Origin of the sequence: Prosthecobacter sp., from assembly GCF_044226605.1 — a bacterium.
In the GTDB taxonomy this organism is placed as follows: domain Bacteria; phylum Verrucomicrobiota; class Verrucomicrobiia; order Verrucomicrobiales; family Verrucomicrobiaceae; genus Prosthecobacter.
Genome location: NZ_JBGAGS010000006.1, coordinates 285748 through 309066, shown reverse-complemented (window position 1 = coordinate 309066; position 23319 = coordinate 285748). Strand labels below are relative to the sequence as shown.

At 61.1% G+C, this 23319-nt stretch carries 16 protein-coding genes; 15 read left to right on the top strand and 1 reads right to left on the bottom strand.

The genetic code is table 11. The features are described 5' to 3' along the window. Positions 1–5: 5 nt before the first annotated feature. From ACILSO_RS10260 to ACILSO_RS10245, 4 genes are read left to right on the top strand one after another with little or no spacing between them, the layout of a single operon-like run. Positions 6–1337, top strand: coding sequence for a DUF1552 domain-containing protein (locus tag ACILSO_RS10260; RefSeq protein ID WP_395737302.1), 1332 nt, complete (start codon positions 6–8; stop codon positions 1335–1337). 39 nt (positions 1338–1376) lie between these two features. Beyond that, complete coding sequence (locus ACILSO_RS10255; RefSeq protein WP_395737301.1) at positions 1377–3188, top strand: GMC oxidoreductase; 1812 nt, start codon at positions 1377–1379, stop codon at positions 3186–3188. Beyond that, positions 3188–3832 (top strand): gluconate 2-dehydrogenase subunit 3 family protein, encoded by a 645-nt coding sequence (locus tag ACILSO_RS10250; RefSeq protein ID WP_395737300.1) that lies wholly within the window; start codon positions 3188–3190, stop codon positions 3830–3832. Before ACILSO_RS10255 ends, ACILSO_RS10250 begins: the two co-directional genes overlap by 1 nt. A 20-nt stretch (positions 3833–3852) precedes the next feature. Beyond that, positions 3853–4521 (top strand): SGNH/GDSL hydrolase family protein, encoded by a 669-nt coding sequence (locus tag ACILSO_RS10245; protein ID WP_395737299.1) that lies wholly within the window; start codon positions 3853–3855, stop codon positions 4519–4521. 78 nt (positions 4522–4599) lie between these two features. Here ACILSO_RS10245 and ACILSO_RS10240 read toward each other — a convergent pair whose 3' ends face one another. Then, a complete protein-coding gene (locus tag ACILSO_RS10240) occupies positions 4600–5778 on the bottom strand; it encodes a hypothetical protein (protein WP_395737298.1) in 1179 nt (392 codons plus the stop codon). 104 nt (positions 5779–5882) lie between these two features. Between ACILSO_RS10240 and ACILSO_RS10235 the strand changes: the two genes are divergently transcribed. The 11 genes from ACILSO_RS10235 (at position 5883) to ACILSO_RS10185 (ending at position 23308) form a co-directional block, all read left to right on the top strand. Then, the gene (locus tag ACILSO_RS10235; RefSeq protein WP_395737297.1) at positions 5883–9032 is read left to right on the top strand and encodes a PSD1 and planctomycete cytochrome C domain-containing protein; all 3150 of its coding nucleotides are present in this window, start codon (positions 5883–5885) and stop codon (positions 9030–9032) included. Positions 9033–9036: 4 nt separating this feature from the next. Beyond that, entirely contained in the window at positions 9037–10440 is a 1404-nt protein-coding gene (locus ACILSO_RS10230) for a DUF1501 domain-containing protein (protein WP_395737296.1), read from the top strand. 76 nt (positions 10441–10516) lie between these two features. After that, entirely contained in the window at positions 10517–11698 is a 1182-nt protein-coding gene (locus ACILSO_RS10225; RefSeq protein ID WP_395737295.1) for a sialidase family protein, read from the top strand. Between the two features lie 21 nt (positions 11699–11719). After that, positions 11720–12964 (top strand): hypothetical protein, encoded by a 1245-nt coding sequence (locus ACILSO_RS10220; protein ID WP_395737294.1) that lies wholly within the window; start codon positions 11720–11722, stop codon positions 12962–12964. Positions 12965–13001: 37 nt separating this feature from the next. Then, the gene (locus ACILSO_RS10215) at positions 13002–14009 is read left to right on the top strand and encodes a Gfo/Idh/MocA family protein (RefSeq protein WP_395737293.1); all 1008 of its coding nucleotides are present in this window, start codon (positions 13002–13004) and stop codon (positions 14007–14009) included. Continuing rightward, on the top strand, positions 14006–15043 hold the full coding sequence (locus tag ACILSO_RS10210) for an alkaline phosphatase D family protein (protein ID WP_395737292.1): 1038 nt from the start codon (positions 14006–14008) through the stop codon (positions 15041–15043). Before ACILSO_RS10215 ends, ACILSO_RS10210 begins: the two co-directional genes overlap by 4 nt. Before the next feature lie 12 nt (positions 15044–15055). After that, entirely contained in the window at positions 15056–17161 is a 2106-nt protein-coding gene (locus tag ACILSO_RS10205; protein WP_395737291.1) for a PSD1 and planctomycete cytochrome C domain-containing protein, read from the top strand. Between the two features lie 61 nt (positions 17162–17222). Next, entirely contained in the window at positions 17223–18560 is a 1338-nt protein-coding gene (locus ACILSO_RS10200) for a DUF1501 domain-containing protein (RefSeq protein WP_395737290.1), read from the top strand. A 4-nt stretch (positions 18561–18564) separates the two neighbouring features. Next, complete coding sequence (locus ACILSO_RS10195) at positions 18565–20046, top strand: DUF1501 domain-containing protein (RefSeq protein ID WP_395737289.1); 1482 nt, start codon at positions 18565–18567, stop codon at positions 20044–20046. A 48-nt stretch (positions 20047–20094) separates the two neighbouring features. Then, the gene (locus tag ACILSO_RS10190; protein ID WP_395737288.1) at positions 20095–21906 is read left to right on the top strand and encodes a DUF1549 and DUF1553 domain-containing protein; all 1812 of its coding nucleotides are present in this window, start codon (positions 20095–20097) and stop codon (positions 21904–21906) included. 16 nt (positions 21907–21922) lie between these two features. Further along, entirely contained in the window at positions 21923–23308 is a 1386-nt protein-coding gene (locus tag ACILSO_RS10185; protein WP_395737287.1) for a DUF1501 domain-containing protein, read from the top strand. Positions 23309–23319: the final 11 nt, after the last annotated feature.

Here is a 23319-nt window from a genome sequence, read left to right as displayed (position 1 = left end):
TCATTATGAGCACCCACCACTTTTCACGTCGCGCCTTCCTGCGCGGAGCAGGCGTTTCCATGGCCCTGCCCTGGATGGAGTCCTTCAATGTTTGGGGCGATGAGCCCAAGCGTGACAAGCCTGCCAGCGAGACGCCTGTGCGCCTTTGCGTCACGTTCTCCGGCAACGGTTTCCACTCCCAGGAATGGTGGGCCAAAGGAGAAGGGAAGGGGATGGAGCTCGGCCAGGTGCTTCAGCCTCTGCATGACTTCCGTGAAAAACTTCTCTTCGTCCGCGGTCTCTACCACGAGGAAGCTCGCAAGGGAAACATCCACTCCTCGCAGACAGGCAACATGCTCTCCGGCGCTCCCATCGCCTCCGGCGGCGAGATCCGCTCGGGCACAAGTTTCGATCAGGTCCTGGCGCAGACCTATGGCCGCAGCACCAAGGTCCCCAGCCTCGTCCTCGCCTGCGAGAAGTCGAATCCCTCGGTGCATAAAAACTACTCCATGCTCTACAGCTCCCACATTTCGTGGAGCTCTCCCACCACACCCACTCCGCTGGAGCTTTACCCTGCGCTGGCTTTTGACCGCCTCTTTAAAGATGAAGCCTCTCCCGCAGACAAAAGCGTGCTGGATGCGGTGCTGGCCGAGGCAAATGACCTCCGCCGCGACATCAGCCGCAGCGACCAGCGCAAGCTGGATGAATACCTTGATTCCGTCCGCGATGTGGAAAAGCGCATCGAAAACGCTGGCAAGCGCGGCGAGCTGCAGGGCTGGCGGCCCACGCTCGACAAGCCCAACATCAAGCGCCCCGCCGATGGCATCCCCCAGGACATCGGTGAGCACATGCGGCTCATGATTGATCTCCTTGTGCTCGGTTTTCAGACCGACACCACGCGCATCACCACCCTGAAGCTCAACAACGACCACAGCGCCCTGCGCTTCCCCAATCTCCCCAGCGTGCAGCAGGCGGGCCACGGCATCGACTACATGATCCACCACCTTCTCTCCCACAGCGATGGCGCGGACTGGCTCAAGGTGAATCAGTTCTTCATGGAGCAGCTAGCCTACCTCGCGCGAAAGCTGGACGCCGTTCAGGAGGGCCCGCGCACCCTGCTGGACAACACCATGCTCATGCACTGCTCCAGCATGATGGCCGGAGCACGCCACGACAACGACCAGCTCCCTGTCATTGTCCTTGGCGGCGCTGGAGGGAGGCTGAAAGGTGGCCGCGCCCTCGACTATAAAGACAAATCCGAGCGTCAGCTATGCCGCCTCTTCATGTCCATGATGGACAAGATGGGGCAGCGCCCGAAAACCTTTGGTGATGCAAAAATGATGCTGGAAGAGGTTTGATAATCCGGCGTTTTGCCTTTTCGTTTTCACTTCTCCACCATGCCCATCATCACCCCAGACAAGCTCCAGGATTCCTATGACGTGGTCATCGTTGGGTCTGGCGCAGGGGGTGGCCAGACTGCCTACACACTGACGATGGAAGGCCTCAAGGTTCTCATTTTGGAGGCGGGCCGCGCCTTTGATGTACAGTCGGAAGTGGCCATGCTGCAGCTCCCCAGCCAGGCTCCGCTGCGTGGTGAGAAAACACCCGACAAGCAGTATGGCTTCCACGACTGCTCCATCAACAGCGGCTGGGACATCCCCGGCGAGCCTTACACCAATGCCAGCCAGGAGCCCGTGGACCAGTTCCGCTGGTGGCGCCAGCGCATGATGGGCGGCCGCACCAATCACTGGGGCCGCATCTCCCTGCGCAATGGGCCGTATGACTTCAAGCCTCACACCCGCTTCGGTCTCGGCTTCGACTGGCCCGTCAGCTATGACGATATCGCGCCTTATTATGACAAGGTTGAGATGCTCATTGGCGTCTTTGGCACCAATGAAGGCCTGGAAAACTCTCCCGACTCCTCCCCCGGCGTGCTCCAGCCCGCGCCAAAGCTCCGTGTTGGAGAGCTTTATGCGCAGAAGCATGGAAAAAAAGTCGGAGCACAGGTCATTTCCATACATCGTGCCGTGCTGACAAAGCCGCAGGACACGGCCACCATCCCAGTCAGGCTCCACCCCGGAAATGTCAAAGCGCAGAATATCCTGAAGGAGTCCATGGGCACACGCGCGCCCTGCTTCTGGGCCACCGACTGCCATCGCGGCTGCGCCATCCGCGCCAACTACGACTCCCAGACCGTCCACCTGCGCCCCGCACTGGCCACCGGGAATCTCGACATCCTGCCCAACGCCATGGCGCGTGAGGTCACGCTAGATAAACAGGGCCGCGCGACCGGCATCTCCTTCGTCAATAAAACCACCGGCAGCGAAGCCCATGCCAAAGGCCGCGTCGTCGTTCTCGCCGCCAGTTCACAGGAGTCGGTGCGTCTGCTCTTGAATTCAAAATCAGCCGCCTTCCCGCAGGGCCTCGCCAACTCAAGCGGCAAGGTGGGCAAATACGTCACCGATTCCGTCTCTAGCAGCCTCAGTGCGTACATCCCCGCGTTTGAAGGCATGCCCGTCCACAATGAAGACGGTGCTGGCGGCCCGCACGCCTACGTGCCCTGGACGCGCCATGCGCAGAACTCCAAAGGCGAGCTCGGCTTCCCGGGCGGTTATCACCTGGAGTTCACCTCCGGCCGACAGATGCCATCGCTCACCACGCTCAATGGCATCGAGTCCAGGCTCGGCCACGAAGGCGTCTTGTTCGGTGCCAAGCTCAAAGAAGAAGCCCGGCGTTACTATGGCTGCCATCTCGGGTTTGGAGCTCAGGGCACCATGCTTCCCAATGACGGATCGTTCTGCGAGCTCGACCCGGAGCTCAAAGACCAGTGGGGCATTCCCGTGCTGCGCTTCCATTGGAAATGGACGGACTTCGAGCTCAGTCAGGTCCGCCATCAGCAGCAGCACATCCGCGAGCTTCTCGAGGCCATGGGCGGCAAGGTTTCTGCGAAGGCCGACTCAGATCCGTCCAAGCTGATAAAGAAGGGCGGCGAAGTGATTCACGAAGTCGGCGGCGCCATCATGGGCGCGGACCGCGAGACCTCCGTTACCAACCAGTGGAGCCAGACCTGGGACGTGAAAAATCTTTTCATGGCCGATGGTGCGCCTTTCGCCAGCACCGCGGACAAAAATCCCACCCTCACCATCATGGCTTTTGCCTGGCGCATGGCCGACCACCTGATGGATGAAATGAAGAAAGGAAACATCTGATGAGCTCTTTAGACAACCTCCCGCGCATGGACCGCCGCAAGGCCATGCAGTGGATGCTCACCGCCACCGCGACGATGACCGCGCGCGATCCCCAGCTCTTCGCTGCAGACGCCGCCGCAGTCAAAGCGCAGGGCTACGGCCCTGATCCCGTCATGGTCAAAGTGTACAAGCCGGGAGATGTCTGGCCGCTCACCTTCACCGAGGCACAGCGTCGCACCACCCGCTCGTTGTGTGATGTCATCATCCCGGCAGACGCGGATTCCCCCAGCGCTTCGGCGGTGGGGGTGCACGACTTCATCGACGAATGGATCAGCTCCCCTTATCCTGCACAGGCTGGAGACCGCCGTCTCATTCTTGAAGGCCTGCAATGGATCGATGCGGAAGCCGGCACACGCTTCAGCAAGCCCTTCGCCGATCTCGCTCTCGATCAACAGCATGCCATCTGCACCGGTCTCGCCGCCGCCAAGCCGAAGGCCGAGCACAAAAAGGGCGCAACGTTTTTCAAACGCTTCCGCGATCTCACCGCCGGCGGCTACTACACCACCCCCGAAGGCATGAAAGCCATCGGTTATGTTGGGAACATGCCCTCCGGCTCCTTCGAAGGCCCGCCAATCGAGGCCCTGAAGCACGTCGGCCTTGCCTGATCTCCACTCACTTCTTCTTCATGAAATCCTCCCGCCTCGTCTTCCTCGTCGTCTTCACCCTCATTAGTTTTGCCGCCCAGGCCTCCGCGCAAACGAAAGTCCTTTTCCTCGGCAACAGCATCACCAAGCACGGCCCCAAGGCGGACATCGACTGGAAGGGCAACTGGGGCATGGCGGCCAGCGCCGAGGACAAAGATTACGTGCACCTCGTCACCAAGGGTCTCACTGAAAAAGCCGGCACAGCACCTCAGGTCATGGTGAAAAACATCGCCGATTTCGAGCGCGCTTACGCAGATTACGACGTCGCCGCGAAGCTGAAGGAAGCCATCGACTTCCACGCCGATCTCATCATTCTCGCCATCGGCGAAAATGTCCCGGCTCTGAAGCTCCCTGAAGAAAAGCAGAAGTTACAGGCCGGCGTCACCACTCTGCTCAATGCCGTCAAAGGTGAACGCAAGCCCGTCATTCTCGTTCGCAGCTGCTTCTGGGCCAATGCCGCCAAAGACGAAGTCCTCCAGCAGGCCTGCACCGCCGTCGGCGGCATCTACGTCAATATCAGCACCTTGGGCAAAGACGAGTCCAACTACGCCCGCTCAGAGCGCCCCTACAAACACGCTGGCGTCGCCAACCACCCCGGCGACAAAGGCATGGCTGCCATCGCCGCCGCCTTGGTCAAGGCTGTTCCTTAATCGCGCCAGCGTCCCGGAGTGGTCCAGTCCTCTGGAGCTTTCCGCAGGGTATGTGGCACTCGAAAGCGTCAGTGAACACTACTGTGCCGCTTTGAAATACTCCACCGCCGCCCTCCGAAACTCCTCATCCTCCGGCACCTTCCTTGTCCGTGCCTTCCATTCGCGCACAAACTTCCGCGCCCACTCATAGTACCTCCGGTGCGTTTCATAGATCGGCTGTTTCACACCCTTGTCATCGATCATCCAGAACCCCCGCTGTCGTCCATCAGATTCCAGCTCATTGTTATACAGCTCCCAGTACAGAATGAACGGGCAGCCCCACTCCAGTCCTGCCTGAATGGTGATGAGTGAAAGCCGCTCTTGCTCCTCAGGCGAATGGTGCGCCTTGCCGCCGTGAAACACTGAGTAGCCGTACTCACCGATAAAGACACGCTTGCCTGGGATGCCCCCCTTTGGTGCTAGCTGGGACTCAATGTAGCTCAGCACCTTCTTGATCTCTTCAGCCTTAGGCTCGTTCGTCACATCGTACGCGGAGTAGGAGACAAAATCCACCGCGACCTTGGGCAGCACCTGGTTCACCAGGGTGGGCCGCCCTTCCCGCAGCGAGATCGTCGGGTGGTTCAGTTCCGTGTAGTGCCATACCTGTACATCCTGGTGCGGCGTTTCGCGTTTGGCGTCATCCACCGCACGCTGGCGGGTGGTCAGCCAGTCGATCATGCCCTGAACTTTCTCAGGCGTCATCTGCGCATCGGCTTGCTTGCTGATGCTGCCCCTCAGCAGGTTGTCGCCTTCCCAGTGGCCGAGGTAGAAGGTCTTGCCGGTCCCTGAATAGGTCTTCAGCAGATGCACCACCAGCGCATGCAGTTCCTGGTACTCCTTTTCCGCATCCACTTTGGAAAATCCTTTTTTCCACGAGGTGTTCGCAAAAGGTTCCGCCCAAAGCTGAAAATTCGCAAAAGGCATGTCCAGCACCTTGCGGTGGGCGGGTTCGTCCCGAGCCAGCTCCACCAGTGAATGCACGCCAGGGTATTCCTTCGGCTTGGGCCGCAGATCGAATTTCATGCAGCTAGCTCCCATGGTGCGGACGACTTCGGCAGACTCCACCAGCGGATCCTGCTGGGTGAAGTGATACCTGCCCCCGATGGCCTGGGTGCCGAGGACGTAATTGAAGCGGTCCACCTCCAATACCTCAGCGCCCGAAATGGCGGTCGTCAGCAGCGTCACAATCACCAGAATCTCGCGTGGCAAGGGGGGCATAGCGCTGAAGAGAAGCACGGTTTTACCCTCCAAGCACCCAAAGTGGCGGGAATATGCCAATTTTTGTGTCCAAAGACGTACTTCTTGAACCTTTAGATTCTGACATGACCTGGTCCCGCCTTTCAGTCCTCCTTCTTCTCCTTTCCTGCCACTCCGCAGGTGTGTCGTTTGCCGCGGATGATGATGCAGCGCGCGCCGGTATGAAGTTCTTTGAAAATGAGGTGCGTCCCATCCTGGTGAAGCGCTGCTATGACTGCCATAGCAAGACCAAGCAGAAGGGCGGGCTCCGCGTGGACAACATCGGCTACCTCAAAACCGGTGGCGACACCGGCCCTGCCCTTGTCCCTGGCCATCCCGAAAAGTCGGCCCTCATCGAGGCGATCCATTACACGGACGAAGAGTTCAAAATGCCTCCCAAAAACAACGGCGGCAAGATGCCGGATGCCGAGATCGCCGTTCTGGAAAAATGGATCAAACTGGGCGCCCCCTGGCCGGAGGATGCCGGAGACAAGGTTGTGGTGACGGAAGGCGGATTTACCGAGGAGCAGCGGAACTACTGGTTCTTCAAGCCGGTGGCCAGGGTGTCTCCGCCCAAAGTGGACGGCAAATGGGTGCGCAATGACATCGATCGCTTCATCGCGGCAAGGCAGTCGGAAATGAAGCTCGACCCGGCACCCGAAGCCGACCGCAATGAACTCGTGCGGCGCGTGTATTTCGATCTCCACGGTCTGCCGCCCACTCGCGAGCAGATCGATGCGTTTGTGAACGACAAGGACCCGCGCGCTTATGAAAAGCTCGTGGACGAACTCCTCGCCAGCCCCTGCTATGGCGAGCGCTGGGCCCAGCACTGGCTCGACCTCGTGCGCTATGCGGAGAGCGACGGCTACAATGCGGACGAATACCGCCCCGCCGTCTGGCCCTACCGCGATTACGTCATCAAGTCCTTCAACTCCGACAAGCCCTACGACCAGTTTGTGCGTGAGCAGCTCGCCGGTGATGAGATCGCGCCGGACGATCCCGATGTACTCATCGCCACCTGCTTCCTGCGCAATCCGGTTTACGAATGGAATCAGCGAGATGTGAAGGGCCAGTGGGACATCATTCTCACCGACATGACGGACACCACCGGCGAGCTCTTCCTCGGCCTCAGCATGGGCTGCGCTCATTGCCACAATCATAAGTTCGACCCCATCCTGCAGAAAGACTACTACCGCCTGCGTGCCTTCCTGGCCCCCGTGCACTGGCGCGATGACATGAAGCTGGCCACCCCCGCTGAGAAGAAGGCATTTGCCGAGCAGCAGGCCAAATGGGAAACCGCCACCGCCGACATTCGCGCCAAGATGGACGCGCTTACCTCCCCTCTGGTTGAGCCCAAAGTGGAACGCGCGCTGACTCGTTTCACGGAAGATCTGCAGGCCATGGTCCGCAAGCCCGCCGAGCAGCGCGAGGCGTTGGAAATGCAGCTCGCCGGCCTCTGCCAGCGCCAGATGCAGCGTGAGCGCAAGACCTTCGATCCGATGAAGAGCATCAAAAGCGAGGAGAAAAAAGCGGAATACAAGGCGCTGGAGGAGGAGCTCAAGAAGTTCGACAACCTCAAGCCCAAGCCCCTGCTGGACGCTTTTGTCGCCACGGATGCCGGTCCCAAGGCGCCATCGGTCTCTCTTAAGACCCGCAAGGGCGAACAGGAAATCGCCCCCGGCTTCCTCACCTTGCTGGAGCCCAAGGAGCCTGAGATCAAACCCATTGGCAACTCCACCGGCCGCCGCACCGTTCTGGCCGACTGGATCACGCGTCCTGACAACCGCCTCTCCACACGTGTCATCGTAAACCGCATCTGGCAGTATCATTTCGGCCGTGGCATCGTCGCCACCGCCAGCGACTTCGGCAAGCTCGGCGAGAAGCCCACTCATCCCGAACTGCTCGACTTCCTCACCACCAAATTTGTGGCCAATGGTTGGCACTTCAAGCCGCTGCACCGCGAGATCATGCTCTCCGCCGCTTATCGCCAGACGGCACGCCGCGAACCCACGGCCGACATTGCGAAGATCGACCCCTCCAATCACTACCTCTGGCGTTTCAATCCCCGGCGCCTTGATGCCGAGCAGGTGCGCGATGCTCTCCTCGCCGCCAGCGGCGAGCTCGACGCCAAGACCGGCGGTCCCTCGGAAGATGGCAATGGCACGCGCCGCTCCATCTACACGATGAAGAAGCGCAACAATCAGAACGAACTCCTTCGCGCCCTCGATGCCCCCGCCGGTTTCGCCAGCACCGCCGAGCGGCAGAGCACCACCACTCCCACGCAGGCCCTGCAGCTGCTGAATGGTGAATGGCTGCTGGCCCGCGCCCGCAAGCTGGCCGGACGCGTGGAAAACATCGACGAGGCCTGGCTGGCCGTGCTCGGCCGTCTCCCCACCAAGCCGGAGCGCGCCACCGCCGAATCCTTTCTCACCAAGCGCGCCGGCACGGCCACGCCGCCAGTTGCAGCTGACCCTTCTGCAGAGGCGAACAACAGCGGCTTTAAAGAAAACTCACCGCATGAGCGTCTTCTGGTTCAGAGCGGCCAGGAAGAAGGCGACGAGTTCACCGTCGAAGCCATCGTCAGCCTCAATAGTGTGGATGTAAACGCCTCCGTTCGCACCATCGCCTCGCGCTGGAATGGCGGGAAAGACAGCCTCGAATCTTTCGGTTGGAGCCTCGGCGTCACCGGCATGAAGTCCCGCTTCAAGCCCCGCAATCTCATTCTGCAAGTCGTCGGCGAGGATGAAAACTCGAACATCGGCTATCAAGTCGTTCCCTCGGACATCCACATCGAGCTTGGCCGCCGCTACCACATGGTCGCCCGGGTTTCCTGCGTCGGTCACAGCGTCATGTTCACCGTGCGCGATCTCGACACCCCTGGTGCGGTGCCTGAGTCTGTCGTGGTGCCAATGGATATCCGCGCCAAGCTCAGCGCCGGCACCTCACAGCTCGTTATCGGCGGCCTGAACAAGCGCGCGCCCACGCATCAATGGGACGGCCAGATCGAGGCACTGCGAGTGGCCAGCGGCGCTCTGGAAGACAAAGCTCTCAGCCAGGATGCGGAAAAATGGGCCGCAGGCCTCGTCACCTGGCGGTCCGCAGATCCGCTCACTTCCCAGTTCGCCTGGTCCGGCTCAGACACCAAGACTGTCGAAGCCGACGACCCCTTCCGCCAGGCCATGAACGACCTCTGCCAGGTCCTTTTGAATACAAACGAGTTCTTCTACCTCCACTAACACCATGACCTGCAACCGATTCGACATTCCCAGCACGCGCCGAGAGTTTCTGCAAACCGCCGGCTGCGGCTTTGGTGCCGTGGCATTGGCCGGATTGATGGGGCAGCAAACCGCGGCAGCCTCTCCGCTGCCGCAGCGCATCGCCAAGGCCAAAAGCGTCATCTTCCTCTTCATGGAGGGTGGACCCAGCCATCTCGACACCTTTGATTACAAGCCCCTCCTGAACAAGCTTGCCGGGCAGTCGTTGCCCGCGAGTTTCAAGCCGCCTATCACCGCCATGGGCGAGACCAAGTCCCCGCTGCTGGAGTGCAAACGCACCTGGAAGCAGTACGGTCAGGGCGGCCTGTGGATCTCCGACTGGTTTCAAAACGTGGCGCAGCATGCGGATGACCTCGCTGTCATTCATTCCTGCGCCTCCAGCGGCATCAATCATGCCGGGGGTGTGTGCTCCATGAACACCGGCTCCGTCTTCGGCGGACGCCCCTCCCTCGGCGCCTGGGCATCCTACGGCCTCGGCACCGAAAATCAAAACCTCCCCGGCTTTGTCGTCATCAAGGACAGTGAGGCCACCGTGGTCAATGGCGTGCGCAACTGGGGCAACGGCTTCATGCCCGCTGTGTATCAGGGCGTCGAGTTCAACTCCGACGGCGTGCCGATCAAATATCTCGACAATCCCAAAGGCGTGGACCGCAAACGCCAGCGTGAAAAGCTCGATCTTCTTGGCGCTTTGAACCGCGACTACGGCGCCACACGTGCCAGCAACACCGAACTGGATGCCCGCATTCGGGGTTATGAACTCGCGTACAAGATGCAGGCCGAGGCGCCTCAGGCCGTGGATCTCAGCAAGGAGACCGAGGCCACCAAAAAGCTCTACGGCATGGACAATGAGGCGACCGCCGTCTATGGCCGCAACTGCCTCCTCGCCCGTCGTCTCGTGGAAAGCGGCGTGCGCTTCATCCAGCTCTACAGCGGCGCTGGCAGCAAGTGGGACAGCCACAAGGGCATCGAGGTCAATCACTCCAAGCTCTGCAATGCTGTTGACCGCCCCATCGCAGGCCTGCTCGCTGATTTGAAGGCGCGCGGTCTTCTCGATGAAACCCTCGTCATCTGGGGCGGCGAATTTGGCCGCACTCCCATGAGCGAGCAGGGCGACGGCCGCGACCACAATCCCACCGGCTTCACCATGTGGATGGCGGGCGGCGGCGTTAAAGGCGGCCAGACCTACGGTGCCACCGATGAACTCGGCCTCTACGCCGTCGAAGACCGTCTGCATGTGCATGACATCCACTCGACCATTCTCTATTTGATGGGGATTGATCACACCCGGCTCGTCTACAATCACAAAGGCCGCCCTGAGCGCATCGACCAGAATGAGGGGCACCCTATGACCAAGCTGCTGGGGGCGTGAGGAGGCAAGTGGTCATCCGCCTTCACCAGCCTCATTCCTTTGCAAAGCCTTCGGCCGGTGGTCCGTTTGCTTCACCATGCACTTTCGGCCCCTTATCATAGTCGTCCCTCTTCTGTTTGCTTCCGCCTTCGCGCAAAATGGCCTGCAAAAGAAAGACGTCACACTGGCTCCGCCTAAGAACCTTAAAACCAAGCTCGCGCCCGGCTACACGATTCCGGTGGTGGACATCAGTGGTGAGAAGCAACGCCAGGTCATCGTGGACCAGGAAAAGGGTCAGTACCTCGGCCACCCCACCACCTTTCTGCTCGAAGACAACAAGACGATGCTCATCGTCTATCCCAAAGGCCACGGCCGCGGCCCCATCGTTTACAAGCGCAGCACAGACACCGGCCTGACCTGGAGCGACCGCCTGCCCACGCCCAAGTCATGGGAAACCTCCCTGGAGGTGCCCACGCTTCACCGTGTGGTGGATGCTGCCGGCAAAAAGCGCATCATCATGTTCAGCGGCCTTCATCCCATCCGCATGGCGGTGACCGAAGATGATGGCGCAAATTGGAGCGAACTGGCTCCCATCGGCAACTTCGGCGGTATCGTCGCCATGGGCACAGTGATCGATCTCAAAACTCCAGGTCATTACCTCGCCTTCTTTCACGATGATGGCCGCTACATCCGTGGCGCTCCCGCCAAGGCCTGGCGCTTCTGGGTTTACACCACGCTCTCCAAGGACGGCGGCCTTACCTGGAGCGCTCCCACGCCCATCGCCATGCTGCCAGACGCCAGCCTCTGCGAGCCCGGTGCGCTTCGTTCGCCAGATGGCAAACAGATCGCCGTCCTGCTTCGCGAAAACTCCCGCAAGTACAACTCCTACGTCATCTTCTCCAACGATGAAGGGCAGACCTGGACCGAGCCCAAGGAACTGCCGGCCGCGCTCACCGGAGACCGTCACGTGGCCAAATACACGCCCGATGGCCGCCTCTTCATCAGCTTCCGCGATACGACCCACGTCAGCACGACCAAAGGCGACTGGGTTGGCTGGGTGGGCAGATACGAAGACATCGTCAATGGCACCGAAGGCCAGTATCGCGTCCGCATCATGGACAATACCAAGGGCGCCGACTGCACCTACCCCGGCATCGAAGTTCTCCCTGACGGCACCATCGTCACCACCACCTACGGCCATTGGACGGAGGGCGAATCGCCTTACATCGTCAGCGTGCGCTTCAAGCTCTCGGAGCTCGATGCCAAGGCCGCTAAATAGCCTCCATTCCCTTTTCAGGACATGACTTCCTCGCCCACCCGTCGTCAGTTTCTCTCCACCTTCGCTCTCGGTTCTCTCGCTGCGCGCGCGCAGGAGGCTCCGAAGTACCCGCCCGTTCGTGTCATCACCAAAGGTCCCGGCTTCCATTGGTTCGGGTACTACGACAAGCTCCAGTTCTCTCCAGACAACCGCTTCGTGCTCAGCAACAAGGTCAGCTTTGAGCATCGCTCGCCTGTGGCTGAAGACGAGATCGAAGTCGGCATGGTCGATCTCCAGGACAACGACAAATGGATTCCCCTCGGCAAGACCCGCGCCTGGTGCTGGCAGCAGGGCTGCATGCTGCAATGGATCCCCGGCACCGAGTCCAAAATCATCTGGAACGACCGTGAGAAGGAACAGTTCGTCAGCCACATCCTCGATGTCAAAACCGGCGAAAAGCATACCCTTCCCAGTCCCATTTACGCATTAGCTCCAAATGGCAAAGAAGCCGTGAGCTGCGACTTCGCCCGCGTTGCCGACTGCCGTCCCGGCTACGGCTATGCCGGTATCAAAGATCGGTTCTTTGACGAAATGGCCCCCGCTGTCAGCGGCGTGACTCACGTCAATCTCGAAACGGGAGCCTCAAAGCTCATCGTCTCGCACGAGACACTCGCGAAGACCGGAGAGATCATTAACAATCTCCCCGATTCCAAACACCACGCCTACCACCTCCTCGTCAGTCCGGATGGCAAACGCTTCATCATGCTCCACCGCTGGACGCAGCCGAAGAACGGCCACCTCACACGTCTCATCACGGCAAACATGGACGGCAGCGATCTCCGCATTGTCATCCCCAATGGCTACGCCTCCCACTTCATCTGGCGGGATGCCACCCACATCCTCTCCCAGGCCAAGGACTGGCTCGGCAACAAGGAGTGGGGCGACTTCCTTTTTGCGGACAAGGATAGCGGCATCATCGAAGAGATCGGCCATGGCGTGCTCGACAGCGGCGGCCACCTCACCTACCTGCATCGCAACGAGTGGATCTTGAACGACACTTATCCCAAAGGTGTCCGTCGCATTCAGACCCCGCATCTCTACCACATCGCCACCAACAAGCGCATCGACCTCGGCGAATTCCACTCCCCACGGGAATACACCGGTGAGTGGCGCGTGGACAATCACCCTCGCTCCAGCCGTGACGAGCGCTGGGTCTGCATCGACGCCCCGCAGGAGGGAAAAGGCCGCCAGCTTCACCTGATCGACATTCAGGGGCTTCTCACCTGATCGGTCCCGCGCCTTAACAACGTTAATGTCACTCACAATGAAACACGCTCTCTTTCTCGCCCTGGCATTCCTTGTCTGCACCGCAGGCTCCACATTTGCGCAAGACACGCTCAAGCCTCTTCGGGCTGGCATCATCGGCCTCGATACCTCGCATGTGCCGGCGTTCACCAAGCTCTTCAACAACCCCAAGGCCGATGGCGATCTCGCGGGCATCAAGGTGGTGGCAGGCTATCCCGGCGGCACCGACATGCCCGCCAGCAAAGACCGCGTGGCCAAGTTCACCGAGCAGGTGCGCGGCATGGGTGTGGAGATTGTGGACTCCATTCCGAAGCTGCTCGAAAAAGTGGATGTCGTCCTGATTGAGAGCGTGGATGGCCGCATCCATCTCAAGGAGGCGCGGGAGGTGTTTAAATCCGGCAAGCTCGTCTATATCGACAAGCCCCTCGCAGGCACGCTGCCTGAAGCTATCGCGCTGTTTGAGCTCGCAAAGAAACACAATGTCAAAACCTGGTCGAGTTCCTCTTCACGATTCAGTCCCGACCTTGTTCCTTTGAAAGGCAACGCTGAAGTCGGCGACATCCTTGGCGTCACCACCTGGGGGCCCTGCTCCTACCAGAGCGGCACTCCAGACCTGTTTTTCTACGCCATTCATGGCATCGAGTCCCTCTTCATGCTCATGGGCACCGGCTGTGAAACCGTCTCCCGCACAAAGGGCGTCTCCGGCGATCAGGCCACTGGCACGTGGAAGGATGGCCGCATTGGCACCTACCGCGGCATTGTAAAGGGCAAGGCAGAGTTCGGCGCCACGGTCTATGGCAGCAAAAGCGTCCAGCAAGGTGGCAAGACCGTGAGCTACGAAGCGCTCTGCCGTCAGATCGGCAAGTTCTTCCGCACTGGCGAACCTCCCGTGAGTGAAGCCGAGACCATTGAGATCTTCACCTTCATGGAGGCAGCCGATGAAAGCCTGCGCCAGGGCGGCAAACCCGTGGCGTTGGCCGATGTGCTGGCAAAGGCTAAGGAAGACGCTGCTAAACTGGTGCCATGAGTTCTTCCCAGTCTTCGCAGTCCGGCTTCAACAGCCGCAGACGCTTTCTGGCAGGCCTTCCCGCTCTGGGTTTGATCACCGCGCATGCAGCGGATGAGGCCCCATTGCAGGACATCGTCTTCGGCTCCTGCCTCGACACGCACGAGCACCCCATGCTGGATCGCACACTCACACTGCCGCGCGATCTCTTCATCTTCATGGGAGACAACGTCTATGCGGACAAAGGCGGCATCCCCATGATGCAGGAAAAGTACGCCCTCCTCAAAAACAGCCGCTTTTTTAAAGGACTGCAGAACAAGCCCATGCTCGCCACCTGGGACGATCATGATTTCGGTGAGAATGACGGCGGTGGCAGCTATCCGCATAAAAACGAGGCACAGGTGGAGTTCTGGAACTGGCTGGATGAATCCGCCGCCTCTCCGCGCCGCCAGCAGGAGGGCGTTTATCATGTGCAGACTTTCGGCCCGGCCGGCAAGCGTGTGCAGGTGGTCATGCTGGACACCCGCTACTTCCGCAGCCCGCTCAAAAAGGTCTCCAAAGACAAGGCCATGCTCGGCGGCTCCTGCGTGCCCACGGACGATACCTCCACCACCATGCTCGGTGCCGCTCAGTGGGCCTGGCTTGAGCAGGTGCTCCAGCAGCCCGCAGATCTCCGCCTCATTGTTTCCAGCATCCAGTTTGCCCCTGAGGCACATGGTGGCGAATGCTGGGCCAACATGCCGCATGAGCAGCAGCGCCTGCTCAAGCTCCTGCAAGGACAGACCGCAGTCATCTTGAGCGGTGACCGCCACTGGTGCGAGTTTTCCTACAACGGCGTGATCGATTTCACCTCCAGTTCCATGACGCAGAAGCACCCGCGCGGCTCTCCCACGCCGAACAAGCTCCGCTGTGTGCCGCAGACCTACCACCTCCCAAACGTAGGCCATCTGCACATCGACTGGGCTGCCCATACGATCACCGCCAAGATCTTCGGCGAGGCAAATGAACCGAAGATCGCACACACGGTCGCGTTCAAGGATCTCAAAGTGACCTAGCGCATGCGTCTCGTGATTCCATTCCTGCTCTCAGCCACCTGCGGCGTCTTTGCCAAGGAGACGCGGGTGGAATTCAATCGCGACATCCGCCCCATCCTTGCCGCGAAGTGCTACGCCTGCCACGGCCCCGACGAGGACAAGCGCGAAGCCGATCTGCGGCTCGATGTCCGTGCCGAAGCCGTGAAGTCTGCCATCAAGCCCGGCAAGCCCGAGGCCAGCGAACTCTGGAAACGCATCACGCACACGGATCCCGCGGATGTGATGCCACCTCCCTCGTCTCCCAAGCAGCTCACCAAAGTGGAGCGCAATCTCCTCCGCCGCTGGATTGCGGAAGGCGCCGAATATCAGAACCACTGGGCTTTCGAGCCCATCACATGTCCGCCCGTTCCCGCATCCAGCAGCGCCAGTCCCATCGATGCCTTTGTCGAGGCCCGCTTGCGAATGCACGATCTTCAGCCTGCGCCCGCTGCCACTCCCATCACGCTGCTGCGTCGCATCTACCTCGATCTCACCGGCCTGCCGCCCACACCCTCAGACCTTTCGGTTCTCTCCCACTGGTCGGACAAAACCTACGAGCAGATTGTGGAACGCCTCCTCTCTTCGCCTGCATTTGGAGAGCGCTGGGCCCGCCACTGGCTGGACATGGCGCGCTACGCCGACTCCAACGGCTTCCTTGGCGATGGCCTCCGCCCCAATGCTTATCTCTATCGCGACTGGGTCATCCGTTCCTTCAATTCCGACCTCCCTTTCGATCAGTTCACCATCGAGCAGATCGCCGGGGATATGCTGCCAGCTCCCTCTCCTGAACAGCTCACCGCCACCGGCTTCCATCGCAATGCCGCGCTGAACACCGAGGCCGGTGTGGACAAGGAGGAGGCCCGCTACCAGAACCTCGTCGACCGCGTGAATACCACCGGCCGTGTCTGGATGGGCCTCACCGTTGGCTGCGCGCAATGCCACACGCATAAGTACGACCCCATTACCATCCGTGACTACTACGGCTTCTACGCGTTCTTCAATAACACCGAAGACCGTGACGCGCCGGAGACCAAGGCCCAGTCTCTGGCGGAGGTGACCAAGCAACGCCGCCAGACCTATGTGCACATGGCCGGCGACTACACCCGCCGTGGCCCGGATGTCACTCCCGCCAGCCTTTCCGCTCTCCCTTCCATGGCAAAGCCGGTGTCCCCCGAACCCGGGCGTCTCGATCTCGCACGCTGGCTCGTTTCCCCGCAGCATCCGCTCACCAGCCGCGTCGCCGTGAATCACATCTGGAGCAAGCTCTTTGGTTTCGGCCTCGTCCGCACGCCGGATGACTTCGGCACCGCCGGCGAGTCCCCTTCGCATCCCGAGCTTCTCGACTGGCTCGCCTCCGAGTTCATGCGCAAAGGCTGGAGCCGCAAGCAGCTCATCAAGCTCATCGTCATGAGCCACACCTACCGCCAGTCCTCCGCGCATCGCGAAGACATCCTCGAAATCGATCCTCTCAACTGCCTCCACTCCCGACAGAACCGCATCCGCCTCGATGCCGAAATCCTGCGCGACTCCGCCCTCGCTGTCAGCGGTTTGCTCAAGCACACCATCGGCGGCCCAAGCTTCCGCCCTCCGCTGCCGGAGGATGTTTTCGACGTCGGCCGTTCTTCCAACTGGAAAGCCAGCCCGGGAGACGAAATCTACCGCCGCAGCCTCTACATCATCACGCTACGCAGTGTGCTCTATCCGACGCTCACCACATTCGATTCTCCAGACGCCGCAGACGCTTGCGTGCGCCGCGAGCGCAGCAATACCCCGTTGCAGGCTCTCACCATGATGAATGACGGCGTCTTTGTCGAGGCGGCCCGCTCGCTTGCCCTCCGGGCCTTCTCTGAATCTCCCCCGGACACCACCTCCCGCTTGAAGCACCTCTTCGCGCTCACGCTCAACCGTGCCCCTCGTGCAGAGGAGCTTCAGCGTCTCACCGCCTTCCACGCGGAGCAAAAAGCCTCCGTAAAAACAGGCGGCGCTTTGGCTCTCCAGACCCTCGGTGGTCTATCCGTGAAAGATCCAGTCGAGGCCGCCACCCTGGTCACCGTCGCCCGGGTGCTCATGAACCTGGATGAGTTCATCAATCGTGAATAGCTCCATGCCATCGCCTCGCCGCCGCAAAACATTTCGCTCTCCCTCCGTTTAGACTGGACCCATGCTCACTCTCTTCTCTCATCAGTCGTCTGCGCGTTGTTGCGATGGCCTTTCGCGCCGCTCCTTCTTGCGCATCGGCGGCCTGGGCCTGGGCGGACTCAGCCTGCCCGGACTCCTGCGCGCAGAGTCAGAGCTCGGACGCGGAAAATCTCAGAAGGCGCTCATCTTGGTGTATCTGCCCGGCGGTCCGCCGCATCAGGACATGTATGACCTTAAAATGAACGCGCCTTCGGAGGTGCGCGGCCCCTTCAAGCCCATCGCCACCAATGTGCCCGGCATCCAGATCAGCGAGCACCTGCCGCGCATGGCAAAGATGGCCGACAAGCTCACCTTCATTCGCAGTGTGGTGGGGGCCAAGGACCGGCACGAAAGCTTTCAGTGCGTCACCGGCCGCCTCAGCAACAACGCACCTCCCGGCGGCTGGCCGGAGATCGGCAGCGTGGTGTCAAAGCTCAAAGGAGGCGCTCCCACCGTTCCCGGTTATGTGAATCTTTCGCAGCAGATGAAGCACACGCCCTACAATCAGGGGCGTCCAAGTTTCCTCGGCGTGGCGCACGCGCCCTTCATGCCACTGGAGCGCGGCAAAGAAGACATGTCCCTCAATGGCGTCACGCTGGAGCGCCTGGATGACCGTCGCGGGCTGCTCTCCGCCTTCGACACCTTCCGCCGCGAGACCGATGCCTCCGGCACCATGGCTGGCATCGATGTCTTCCGGCAGCAGGCCTACGGCATCCTCACCTCCTCACAATTGGTCGATGCCCTCGACCTCTCCAAGGAGTCTCCAAAAATCCGCGAGCGTTACGGCAAAGGCACCGCCAAAATCCAGGGCGATGCCGCGCCGCGTCTTAATGAGCAGTTCCTGCTCGCCCGCCGTCTCGTCGAGGCCGGTGTGCGCGTGGTCACTCTCAGCTACAGTTTCTGGGACTGGCACGGTCAGAATTTCAAAAACGCCCAGGAAAACCTGCCCGACTTTGATCAGGCGATCTCAGCTCTCGTTGAGGATCTCCATGAGCGTGGCATGGACAAGGATGTGACGGTTCTTGCCTGGGGCGAGTTTGGGCGCACACCACGCGTCAATGACAAAGGCGGGCGTGATCACTGGCCCGCTGTGTCCTGTGCCCTTCTTGCCGGCGGCGGCATGCGGAATGGCCAGGTCATCGGTGCCACGGACCGGCTCGGCGCCGAGGCTGCGGACCGCCCCGTGCATTTCCAGGAGATCTTCGCCACCCTCTACAACAATCTCGGCATCAACCCGCACACCAGCACGGTGTCGGATTTCTCCGGCCGCCCACATTACCTCGTGGATAACGAATTCCAGTCGATCAAAGAGCTGGCCTGACCCCATGTCTCCTCAGGAACTCATCACCCAGACCCGCCGCGATTTCCTCGCCACCAGTTCCTGCGGCCTCGGCACCCTCGCCCTCGCTTCATTGTTGAAACAAGACGGCCTCCTTGCATCTGAGGCCACCCTTCCGGCCAGTCCGCTCGCCACGCGCATGTCCCACTTTGCGCCGAAGGCGGAGCGCTGCATCTTCATCTTTCTTGAGGGCGGCCCATCACAGATGGATCTCTTCGATCCCAAGCCCCTGCTCAACAAATACGATGGTCAGCCGCTGCCCGACTCCATCGTGGGAAATGCCAAATTCGCCTTCCTGCAGAAGGAAAGCGCCACCGTCATGGGCACCAGCCGCGTCTTCAAAAAGCACGGCCGGTGTGGCATGGAAATCAGCGATCTCCTGCCTCACATCGCCACCTGTGCGGACGACATCGCCCTGGTGCGCTCCATGCACACCAATCAGTTCAATCACCTCCCCGGTCAGCTCATGCTGAACTGCGGCGAGTCCCGCCTCGGCCGCCCCAGCGTGGGTTCGTGGGTCACCTATGGCCTGGGGAATCTTTCGCAGGATCTGCCTTCCTATGTCGTCATGGTCAGCAAGGGCCGCGGTCTTCCTGGCGGCAGCTCCACCTGGTCCAGCGGCTTCCTGCCTTCTTCGTATTCTGGCGTGATGTTCCGCAATGGTGCCTCACCCGTTTTGAATTTGGACAACCCAGACGGCATCACGCCGCAGATGCAGTCCGCCAGCATTCGTGCGCTGAACGATCTCAACCGCCTCCAGCACAAGCACATCGGCGATCCCGAGATCGCCGCACGCATCAGCAGCTACGAGCTCGCCTTTCGCATGCAGAGCGCCGCGCCTGAGCTGGTCGATCTCAAAGGCGAATCCCAGGCCACGCTCGACGCCTACGGCGTGAACCGCATCGAGCCTCCCATCAAGAGCAACCTCGGCGGCATCGGCAATTTCCAGACCTTCTCACGCCATTGCCTCAATGCCCGCCGCATGGTGGAGCGCGGTGTCCGTTTCGTAAATATCATCCACGCCTCGTGGGATCATCATAGCTCGCTCGATCCCCAGCTCGCGCACAATTGCCAGATGGTCGATCAGCCCATCGCGGCATTATTAAAAGACCTCAAGCAGCGCGGCCTGCTCGACACCACCCTCGTCGTCTGGGGCAGTGAATTTGGCCGCACCGCTCTCGGCGAGAATCGCAAGGGCTTCAAGAAGGTCACCGGTCGCGATCACCATCCCTACGCCTTCAGCCTCTGGATGGCCGGCGGGGGCATCAAGGGCGGCCAGGTCTATGGCGAGACAGACGACTTCGCCTGGCACGTCGCACGTGATCCCGTCTCCATCCACGATTTCCACGCCACCATTCTCAACCTCTTTGGGCTCGATCACAACAAGCTCAGCTACCGCTTCCAGGGCCTCGACTTCCGTCTCACTGGAGTCAACCCCGCCAAGGTCGTGAAGGGGCTCATCGCTTAGCGATGATTATCGGGCGTAAAACGGGGCTTCTGCCGGCGTATTGTCCGGGTGCCAAACGCCCCGCTCCATCTCACTGCCACCCTGCTCCTGCTCTGCGTCAGCACGCAGGCGGCCAAGCCTGTGGCTATTGACTGGGCCCAGGCGCGCCAGCACTGGTCCTTCGTGCCACCCAGGCAGCAGGCGCTGCCGAAAGTGAGAGACACCGCATGGCCGCGTGAGCGTGTGGACCACTTCATCCTCGCCAGCATGGAGGCTGCGGAGCTAACACCCACACGCGAGGCCGATGCGCGCACTCTCATCCGCCGCGCCACCTTTGACATCACCGGCCTGCCGCCAACGCCGGATGAAGTGCAGGCCTTTGTAAATGACTCCCGCCCGGATGCCTACGCGCGCCTTGTGGACGGTCTGCTTTCCCGCCGCGCCTTTGGCGAGCGCATGGCGGCGCTGTGGCTGAACCTGGCGCGCTATGCGGAGGATCAGGCGCATCAGGTGGGCAACAACTCCTCCTTTGCCTATCCGAATGCCTGGCGCTACCGCGACTGGGTCATCGCCGCGTTCAATGCCGACATGCCCTACGATGTCTTTGTGCAGAAGCAGCTCGCGGCGGATTTGCTCGACCCTCAGAACAAGGCCGATCTCGCCGCGCTGGGCTTCCTCGGCCTCGGGCACAAGCTCTACGCGCGCGGCCGGCTGGATGTGCAGGCGGAGGAATGGTCGGAGCAGGTGGACACTGTGTCGCAGACCTTCCTCGGTCTCACCGTGGCCTGCGCGCGCTGTCACGATCACAAGTTCGATCCCATCACCGCGCGTGATTACTACGCCATGGCGGGTGTGTTTGCCTCCATGCAGATGGTGAACCTGCGTCCCGATGGCAAGGACGAGGACGGCAAGACACTGGCCGACAAGATGGACCCCGGCACGCTGCACATCGTGCGCGACATGAATCCTCACGACCTGCCCGTGTATGAGCGTGGCGATGTGGAGACGCCGGGCGCCGCCGCGCCGCGTGGCTGGCTGCAGGTGCTCAGCAAGGGCGAGCCGGAGAAGTTTCTCCAGGGCAGCGGCCGTGCTGAGCTCGCGCGCAAGATCGCCGATCCTGCCAATACGCTGACCGCCCGCGTGATGGTGAACCGCCTGTGGGACCTCGTCTTTGGCCGGCCGCTGGTGCGCACCGCGAGCAACTTCGGCGCCACGGGAGACAAGCCCACGCATCCCGAGCTGCTCGATGATCTGGCGCTGCGTTTTGTGCAGAACGGTTGGTCCGTGAAGCGCCTGCTGCGCGAACTGATGCTCTCTTCCACGTATCGCCAGAGCAGCAGCGGCAGCGCGGCCAATGCGCAGCTTGATGAAGCGAACGACCACCTCTGGCGCATGAACCGCCGCCCGCTGGGCATCGAGTCCTGGCGCGATGCCATCCTGGCCACGGCGGGCACGCTGAGCAGGGAAGGCGGCACTTCGCAAAATCTCGACGCGCCCGCACACCGCAAGCGCACCATCTACTCCCAGGTGAGCCGCCGCGAGCTGAACAAGACGCTCATGCTCTTTGACTACCCGGATGCCAATGTGCATGCCGCCCGTCGCAGCACCAGCACCACGCCCACGCAGAAGCTCTTTGTGATGAACAGTCCCTTCGTCATCGAGCAGTCGAAGGCGCTTGCACGCCGCCTGCAGCAGGGCGGCGGCGATGATGCCGCGCGCATCCGCCAGGCCTACGCGTTGTTGTATGCGCGCGAGCCCGCCGCGGAGGAGCTCGCCTTGGCGCAGGAGTTTTTGCAGCAGCCCGCCGAAGCGGGGCTTACCGCTTGGGAGCAGTTCGCCCAGGCTCTGCTGGCCACCAATGAAATGCTCTATGTGGACTGACCCCCATCCTTCTCACATGACTCGGCGCGACGCCCTGCACCGCCTCTCCGCAGGCTTTGGGGCCATCGGCCTCGCAAGCATGCTGGGCACCCAGGCGCAGGCCGCTGTGAAGCAGCAGGTCACCCCGAAGGCCAAGCGGGTGATCTTCCTTTTCATGAACGGTGCGCCCTCGCACATCGACACCTTTGATCCCAAGCCCGCGCTGAAGAAATATGAGGGTCAGCAGCCTTCGGGAAAACTCTACCGCGCGCCCAAAACGAGCGGCTTCATGTCCTCGCCGCTGCAGTTTCACAAATGTGGACAGAGCGGCATCGAGGTGAGCGAGAGCCTGCCCGCGCTGGGCAGCATCATCGATGACTGCTGCGTCATCCGCTCCATGCACACCAATGTGCCGAACCATGAGCCCGCGCTGCTCATGATGAACACGGGGAACATCCAGCCCATCCGCCCCTCGCTCGGCTCCTGGGTGCTGTATGGCCTGGGCAGCGAGAATGAAAACCTCCCCGGCTTCGTCGTGCTGCGCCCCACGCCCAACATCGTCGTGGGCCCCGCCTTGTGGAGCAATTCCTTCCTGCCCGCCGAGTACCAGGCCACCGGTGTCATCACCTCCGACATGAGCGTGGACAAACTGGTGGCCAACGTGCGCAACTCCGTTTTGCCCCCTGCGCAGCAGCGCAGGCAGATCGACCTCATTCAAAAGCTCAACCATCTGCACGCTGTGAAGCGCGAAAACGACCTCGCGCTGGAAGGTCAGATCAAGGCCATGGAAACCGCCTACCGCATGCAGAGCGCCGCCAGCGATGCCTTCGACATCAGCCGCGAGCCCGCGAAGATGCGCGAGATGTACGGCGACACACCCTTTGGCCGCTCCTGCCTCCTCGCCCGCCGCCTCGCCGAGTCCGGTGTGCGCTACATCAGCGTCTACTACACCAGCAGCAGCAACCAGCCCTGGGACACGCACAGCGACCACTATAAGAACCACCCCAAGCTCTGCGCCGACAGCGACCGCGCCTCCGCCGCACTTATCAGCGATCTCAAGCAGCGCGGTCTGCTCGATGACACGCTCGTTGTCTGGACCGGCGAGTTTGGCCGCACGCCCTACTCGCAGGAAACCTTGGATAAAAACAAGCAGGTCGATCCCATGCGCCGCGGCCGCGATCACCACCATACCGCCTTCAGCACCCTCCTCGCCGGTGGCGGCATCAAAGGCGGCCTCGCCTACGGCACCTCCGACGAGCTCGGCATGAACGCCGAGGAAAACAAAGTCCACGTGCACGATCTCCACGCCACCATTCTCCATCAGCTCGGCCTCGATCACGAGCAGCTCACCTACCGTTATGCCGGACGAGATTTCCGCCTCACTGATGTGTACGGAGATGTCGTGCGCGGGATCATCTCGTAAATCCACTAATC